The sequence below is a fragment of the Clostridium sp. OM02-18AC genome (assembly GCF_003481825.1).
GTDB lineage: Bacteria > Bacillota > Clostridia > Lachnospirales > Lachnospiraceae > Brotaphodocola.
In genome coordinates this window covers 1-6,543 of the sequence record NZ_QULW01000031.1, presented here as the reverse complement: position 1 = coordinate 6,543, position 6,543 = coordinate 1, and the positions used below count along the sequence as shown (strand labels likewise).

Below are 6,543 nucleotides of genomic sequence, written 5' to 3'. Positions count from 1 at the left end.
CACCTCACTCCCTCTCGCCTTGACCGCTAATCTTATCAATGAGTTTTTTGCACCTTTTTTAATCTAACTAGATATATTTTTACCTACCAAACATGCTAGACGCTAGCATAAGAAATACTAAAATATTACAGACCATACCGCCCCAAAACAAGTACAGTTTCAAACCCTCATATCTGAAAAAGTTGTTTTTGCTTTCCTCCAGCTCCCGGATCTTCTGCTTCATCACGCTCGTAAGTGTATCAGACTGCTTCTCAAGAAGCTTTGTAGCCCTCTGTATAGCCTCTATATTCGCCTGTAACGCCTTTCTAACCTCTTGGACGGTGTTTTCCTTAACCTCATCTTTCAAGCTCCCAACCTCGTCCGATATAGCGTCTTGAAGAAGTTCGTTGCTGTTCTTCAGCAGATCTACGCTCTGCTTCAGCTCGCTGATGAGCTTCCTGTTCTGCTCTGCGTCTCTCTGCCTGTTCTGCTCTGCCCTTACTTGTTCTTGATTTGACTGCTTCATCAATTCCTCGCAGTTCTCGCTCGACATCGCCAACGCTTCTTTGAGCAGACTGTTTTCCAGCTCTGTCCGGCTCTGTCGGTTTAACTCTTGAAGCTGCTCTCTTGGACTGCTCTGCTTCTGCTGTTCGTGCATTTCTCTCAAACTCATGCTCCATGCTCTCCTTTCCGAAATCCATATTGTAGTATTTTTCCAGCTTGTTATCCCTGATTTTACAAGCCTTTTCTCCTGCCTGTTCCCTGGCTAAGTCGGTATATATGATGTACTTGTGGCTGTCCTGCCAGTCCACTCCGTACCCTCTTTCATTCATCAGCCGGATAAAGGTTTCCCGGCTGGTCGCTGTTTCCTTACAATCCAGCACCGCAAGGGCAATATCCTGCACATAACTTCTGACCTTTCCCTGCTCTGCCTGTTTCAAAAGCTGGTAGGTGTCTTTGCTCCATGCCACCGTTTCTTCCCGGACTTCTCCAGCAAAGGTCTTTCCTTTCTCCGGCACATGCAAGCCCTGTTCCCGGCTCTGCTCGTTGCACCGTTCCTTTAGGTCTTTAAGGTCGTACTTACTCCATTGGAGCTTATGACCGTCCTCATAATTTACGGAATTGACAATAAAGTGCGTGTGTATATGCCCCTTGTCTATATGAGTGGCTATCAGAACTTCATGCCCTTTCCATGCCTTTGTATGCTCTGCCAGCTCGACAGCGTTCTTGTGAGCCTGCTCCGGGGTTATTTCCTCGTCCTCATGGTAGGATTGTACATAATGCTTATAGGTTCTTCCGTCCGTCTTGCCCCACAGTTCCTTTGTGGCTTGCATTTCTTCCTTGACTGTCTCCGGCTCACAATGCAGACCGCTTACAAGCTTCTCCTCTGTCTTTTCTTTTTTCGTCACATAATCTATGGCATGCCCTATGCCCGCCTTTGAAGATACCGCCTTAATGACTGCCATACTTTGTTCAGCTCCTCTCCATGCTTCCGCACTTCCGCTTCACTCGGCAACATTCCCCCCTCATTACACCGCTTTGCTATTTGATTGAGGTTGTTCCCTATCCGTTTCAGTTCCGGGATAAGTTCCTTGATACCGTCCGTATTCACGATCTGCTTCTCCAGCACGCAGGAAAGGATATACTCCTGTTGGTTCTTTCCACTCTCTGAAATCTTCTGCTGCAACTGCTGGTATTCTTCTTCACTTACCCGGAATGATAATTGTTTAGGTCTTGTCTTATTCATGGCTGCTTTCCCTCCAGTTCCCGGACAATGTTCTCCTTTCCCCGGATAACCTGCACCCCAGTAAGGACTTTCGGGGTATCTGTAGCAATCCCTACCATTTTCCCGATACACAACCTCAGACAGTACACACTTTCCATTAAATCGGCATGGTCGGAAAAGGACGTTTCATAGTCCACGCTTCCGTCCGCATAGCTCTTTCTGATGATGGCATGGTATCTTCCAATCTGGAACTTTCCAACTTTCATAGTCCTTTCCTCCCTATTTCTTTTTCGTGCAGTTCATCTGCGTATTCAAAACCGTATTCCTGTGCGGCTATCTGCTCCAGCCTTGCCATAGTCTTTCTTGCTTCCCACTGTTCATCTTCGTTCCGGGCGGTCTGGAAGTCCAACACCGCTAGACGATACTGATTTTCGATATATTTCTTATCCATGCTGACCTCACTTTCTCGGTGGTAGCACCACCGCATAATGAGCCTGTCGGCTCGCTTAAAAGGGGGATTGAAGGGGGGCTTGCCACCCTCAGAAGTTCTAAAGTGGTAACACTTTAGGGAACTTGCAATATATCCGCTACACATATTATAGTATAGTGGTAGCACTTCTGTCAAGCGGATATATTCATGCGTATATTCTGCCAAGAATATAGTGGAGCTTACTTCCTCTTGGGTGACTTTGGAAGTGTAGGCGGGAGACAGTCAAGGGCTTGTTTTTTATCTGCAGTATGAGCTTCGACTTGCCGATCAGCGAGTACAGCAGATAAAAATGGTCGCAGACCACCCTTTACTTTCTTCCGCCGGAACGGACAATGAAGCACAGGGGGAAGTAACGGAACGGACGGACAGCCGTTTTCCCCTCCGGCATTATAGCCAACCAAAAAAGAGTATCAAGGGTAAACGCTGCGGTCTATAACCGCCCTTGACACTCTTTTTCTTATGGCTTTGATGATAAACAAGGGGAAATGTCTTCTTGTAGCATTTCTGTCTTTATGATATAATATCCAGCGTTGTCGCACCCATTCTGGCAACAGAAAGGGGGTGTGTCTACGTGTCAGAAATTATATCTTTTCTTGTTTCCGTACTGGCAAGTGTAGTTGGCTACTATATTTGCAAATGGTTAGACGGAGATGACAGCGACAACTAGCCTAACGGAAGCTCAACCGTAAAATGAGAAGAACCCCCAGTAGTGGCTGCTACTGGGGGTTCGTTTTGTGTCTACGTGACACATTATATCTTTTCTTAGCTATTGCCATTATAGCATATGCTCTCAGGCAAATCAAGTTTACGCAATTATTATATTTTTTATACGTATCACTCAATTTTCTCCGCAATTTTTATTTTTATGCATTTTATACATTTTTTTTTTTTTTTTATTTATTTATTCGGCATATTGATATTTATATGTTTCCTATGATAAACTTTTTAAAAAACTTACAAAGAAAAGGAGGATTTTTTTATGAACAAATTCAAGCGTTTCGGTGTTTCTATTTTAAGTTTAGGTCTTGTACTAGCACTTAATCCAGTAACCACTTTTGCTGCTGAACCGGAAACTTCAGTTGTTACTTCTGAATCTAACGCAATAGGTGGATGGAGTGAAGAAGATGGTTATTTTGTTAATCCTCAAGCATATTCAAAAGCAATGGAGGATGGCACTACATACGCTTCTCCAAAACATACAGGTAAAGCAGAAGAACGTACACACAATGGTACATCTCAAAAAAGAGCACATGGTTGGACTACTTGGGTTGGAAAATATCACTACACAAGAGCAAGAATGGAAGACTGGGGTGCAATTCTTACTGATTCTGGACGTCAATGGGGAACTGACGGAACAGAAGCAATATCTCCTTGGTGGAGTTTTAACGGTGATACTTTAGGATCTGCTAGAACCTATTACGGAAGTTGATTCTTCACAAACAAAAAAGCAAAGGATTGTAAAATCCTTTGCTTTTTTTACTATATTCTTTTTAAGGAGTCTTCTATGAACACTAAAAAATATTTTATAACATTATTTTCTTTTATTATTTTTTCAATATATTTTACTTTGTCAGGTGTATTTGTTCCTTTCATCGCTTCTATTCCGCAAAGCAATGGTGGATTTAAAACACTTTCATCACAAAATGATTTTTACAAAATGGTTGACAATTTTTATGATCCAGATGAATTTTATAATTTTAGAACAGACAATCAAAACATAAATATATTAGCAAACTTCTATAACACATTAAATGCATCAAGTAACTTCGATGTTTTAACCTCATTCAATCAGGCTATCGCTGTAGATGACTTTAATGGAGACCAACGCTTTTATTATAATTCTGATGAATTTATTGATAATAGTCAGTCTCCTACAATAAATATAAAAGCGTTACAACTTAATCAAAAAGCTTATGATTTTTATAATATAGAAGTTGAGGGAAATTCCGAAATTGCATGGAATAGTATATCATATAAAGATAACTCGATTCCTGTTCTATTGGGTTCTGAATATAAATCTTTTTATAAAATCGGAGACATAATTACTGGAAATTATTATAGTAAAAATACTAATTTTGAAGTTATCGGATTTATAGAAACAGATTGTTCTATAAATTATAAAAATACATCTAATATCACTTTGGATACTTATATGCTTATTCCTTACCCTTCCACTCTTTGGGAAGTGGACAAAACTAATTTTCAATTTGAATCATTATTATACTTTGCTATGATAAATTGTGATTTACTACCATTTGTTGAGGAATCACAAATTTTAAAAAATATAAAGTCTATATCTGACGAAACTGGATTTTCAGACTTTTCTTTAGTTGGTATTGATAACTTTCAAATACAACATATAGAATTACTTTTATTTATACAAAAACATCATATACTTTTCATCATTGGTTTTTTGATTATTTTTATTTTACTAAATATACTATGTTTGTATTTATTTAACCACATTCTAAAATCAATTTGTAATCAATCAACCTTACGAAAAAAACATAATAAAATTTTTATGTTGAATATTGTTATTCCATATGGATCTGCGTTTCTTTTAGGAACGTCTCTTGCAACACTATTTATAAAAAAAATATTGCCTATTAGCATCATTATTGGAATAATAACCTTGGTTTTAATATATCTGATAAATTATCTTTTTTTATCAAAATTCCTTCATGTTTCCTCAAATCTTCAGCAATAGACAGTAGGGAAAAAGGAGCTATTAAATAACTCCTTTTTCCCTATATATTTTCATTGTTTATATCTTTCCACCACTTATAAACAGTATGCTTTGCAAGTCCTGTATCCCGAATACAATCTGCTTTCCTTCCTGTTTGATGTCTCTCCTGCCATTCTCTGACAGTATGCTCCGCTGTTCCGCTCCCTTTTGGTCTCCCCTCCCTTACTTCTTCTCCTAACTGCTTTTTTAGAGCTTTCATAGTATTCATAACCTTTATATGGTCTTTTTGCTTTCTATAATTCCGCTTATTTGCTGGTATCGTTACCTTTGTATTGTCCTCTATCCATTCCCGACTTGCTATCGTTGACAGCCTTTTTCTGTCCCCTTTCAATGCCCGGAGAGCGTCTTTCACATCTGCCCGGCTGAAATGGTTGTCCTCGTCCTCGGTAAGGCTCTCTAAATGATCCAGAAACGCATAAGCATCTCGCCTTATCTTATACTCTGATATGCCACACTTCAATCCATAAGAACACAATGCCATAATGGAAAAGTAACGCCCTCCAGCTTTCACTTCCTCGGTTATTTTCCGTTTCCACCACTCATATAAAGCTTCATTACATACCCACGTACCGCCCTGCTTCTTACTTTTCTGCTTCGGCTCTCCCTGCACGATCCGTTTCTCATACCACTCCGGGTACAGCTCCTTTGCTTCTTCCAACGTAACGGTACTTTTTCTTCTCGGCTTCTCATACAACGGAGCAAGGTCTACCTTACAGCTCGGTATGCTGGCTTTTATATCCTCCAGCGTGTAACGATTCTCTGACAGCTTATAGGCTTTTACTGGGAAATCTGCACCCAGCTTCGACTGACTCCCCACACACCGGAACCCTTGATAAATTCCGGTTATATCCGGGCTGTCCGGACGGATAGAGCTGGTATCATTCCATAGCCGCCGGATAAAGGCTTCTTTCAGCTCCGCAAGTACTTCTTCCCGGTTTCGATACAACTGAACCGGCTCTTGCAAGAAATAGTAAAGATGTACTCCCTTGCCAGAGCTGACAAGATAAGTCGGACGAAGCTGCACACCATTCCCAAACTGCTTCAACAGGTTCTTTAACTGCTGTTTACCTACATAATCCACATCCACCACCACCGCAAACAGCTCATGAGCGTTCTCTTTCGTGTGTGACTTTCCGTAAAAACTAATAGGCGGTATCAGCCCAAACCTATCTCCTACGACCTTATCCAACATTTTCAGACTATCATCAATTACCCACTGTCGGGTTCTTCCTTTGCCGGACGGTCTAATCTGTGTCGCTATAATATTACCTTTTCCGTCCTCCGGCTCTTGCTGGAGACTACCAGCTGGAAACAACTCCCGATAGAAATCATGAGGACTTACTTCCGGGTATCCCCTCTCCAGCATAAGGGCTTCTTTCTCCCGATAAGCAGACTTCCATTCATACGCTCTTTTATCTCTCCTTTTGGTGTATTTTGCCATAGTCTTTTACACCTCACTCCCTCTCGCCTTGACCGCTAATCTTATCAATGAGTTTTTTGCACCTTTTTCCAAGTATAAATGAATGACTTTTTGATGTCAATCTTTACACCTCACTCCCTCTCGCCTTGACCGCTAATCTTATCAATGAGTTTTTTGCACCT

Annotated in this window: 8 protein-coding genes; 2 read left to right on the top strand and 6 right to left on the bottom strand. The window is 40.8% G+C overall.

Going from position 1 to position 6,543, the window contains the following annotated elements:
* Positions 1 to 79: 79 nt before the first annotated feature.
* From DXB18_RS15765 to DXB18_RS16060, 5 genes are read right to left on the bottom strand one after another with little or no spacing between them, the layout of a single operon-like run.
* Positions 80 to 346, bottom strand: coding sequence for a hypothetical protein (locus DXB18_RS15765; RefSeq protein ID WP_227212186.1), 267 nt, complete (start codon positions 344 to 346; stop codon positions 80 to 82).
* Positions 336 to 1,445 (bottom strand): relaxase/mobilization nuclease domain-containing protein, encoded by a 1,110-nt coding sequence (locus DXB18_RS15760; RefSeq protein ID WP_117614348.1) that lies wholly within the window; start codon positions 1,443 to 1,445, stop codon positions 336 to 338. The genes DXB18_RS15765 and DXB18_RS15760 overlap by 11 nt, the downstream gene beginning before the upstream one ends.
* The gene (locus tag DXB18_RS15755; protein ID WP_117598673.1) at positions 1,406 to 1,726 is read right to left on the bottom strand and encodes a MobC family plasmid mobilization relaxosome protein; all 321 of its coding nucleotides are present in this window, start codon (positions 1,724 to 1,726) and stop codon (positions 1,406 to 1,408) included. Before DXB18_RS15755 ends, DXB18_RS15760 begins: the two co-directional genes overlap by 40 nt.
* On the bottom strand, positions 1,723 to 1,971 hold the full coding sequence (locus DXB18_RS15750) for a hypothetical protein (protein WP_117598674.1): 249 nt from the start codon (positions 1,969 to 1,971) through the stop codon (positions 1,723 to 1,725). Before DXB18_RS15750 ends, DXB18_RS15755 begins: the two co-directional genes overlap by 4 nt.
* Positions 1,968 to 2,156 carry a hypothetical protein gene (locus tag DXB18_RS16060; protein ID WP_147331599.1) on the bottom strand — a complete coding sequence of 63 codons (189 nt, stop codon included), beginning with the start codon at positions 2,154 to 2,156 and terminating at the stop codon, positions 1,968 to 1,970. Before DXB18_RS16060 ends, DXB18_RS15750 begins: the two co-directional genes overlap by 4 nt.
* 1,018 nt (positions 2,157 to 3,174) lie before the next feature.
* Between DXB18_RS16060 and DXB18_RS15740 the strand changes: the two genes are divergently transcribed.
* Together DXB18_RS15740 and DXB18_RS15735 are read left to right on the top strand one after the other, a co-directional pair.
* Positions 3,175 to 3,624 carry a hypothetical protein gene (locus tag DXB18_RS15740; RefSeq protein WP_154315233.1) on the top strand — a complete coding sequence of 150 codons (450 nt, stop codon included), beginning with the start codon at positions 3,175 to 3,177 and terminating at the stop codon, positions 3,622 to 3,624.
* Between the two features lie 75 nt (positions 3,625 to 3,699).
* Positions 3,700 to 4,902, top strand: coding sequence for a hypothetical protein (locus DXB18_RS15735; protein WP_117598675.1), 1,203 nt, complete (start codon positions 3,700 to 3,702; stop codon positions 4,900 to 4,902).
* A gap of 40 nt (positions 4,903 to 4,942) precedes the next feature.
* On the opposite strand, the gene DXB18_RS15730 is transcribed toward DXB18_RS15735, so the two are convergent.
* On the bottom strand, positions 4,943 to 6,382 hold the full coding sequence (locus tag DXB18_RS15730) for a repa (RefSeq protein WP_117614347.1): 1,440 nt from the start codon (positions 6,380 to 6,382) through the stop codon (positions 4,943 to 4,945).
* Positions 6,383 to 6,543: the final 161 nt, after the last annotated feature.

Bases quoted from the DNA above. Each gene is read 5' to 3' on its own strand.
- DXB18_RS15760 (WP_117614348.1), bottom strand. From the start codon at position 1,445: ATGGCAGTCATTAAGGCGGTATCTTCAAAGGCGGGCATAGGGCATGCC.
- DXB18_RS15755 (WP_117598673.1), bottom strand. From the start codon at position 1,726: ATGAATAAGACAAGACCTAAACAATTATCATTCCGGGTAAGTGAAGAA.
- DXB18_RS15750 (WP_117598674.1), bottom strand. From the start codon at position 1,971: ATGAAAGTTGGAAAGTTCCAGATTGGAAGATACCATGCCATCATCAGA.
- DXB18_RS16060 (WP_147331599.1), bottom strand. From the start codon at position 2,156: ATGGATAAGAAATATATCGAAAATCAGTATCGTCTAGCGGTGTTGGAC.
- DXB18_RS15740 (WP_154315233.1), top strand. From the start codon at position 3,175: ATGAACAAATTCAAGCGTTTCGGTGTTTCTATTTTAAGTTTAGGTCTT.
- DXB18_RS15735 (WP_117598675.1), top strand. From the start codon at position 3,700: ATGAACACTAAAAAATATTTTATAACATTATTTTCTTTTATTATTTTT.
- DXB18_RS15730 (WP_117614347.1), bottom strand. From the start codon at position 6,382: ATGGCAAAATACACCAAAAGGAGAGATAAAAGAGCGTATGAATGGAAG.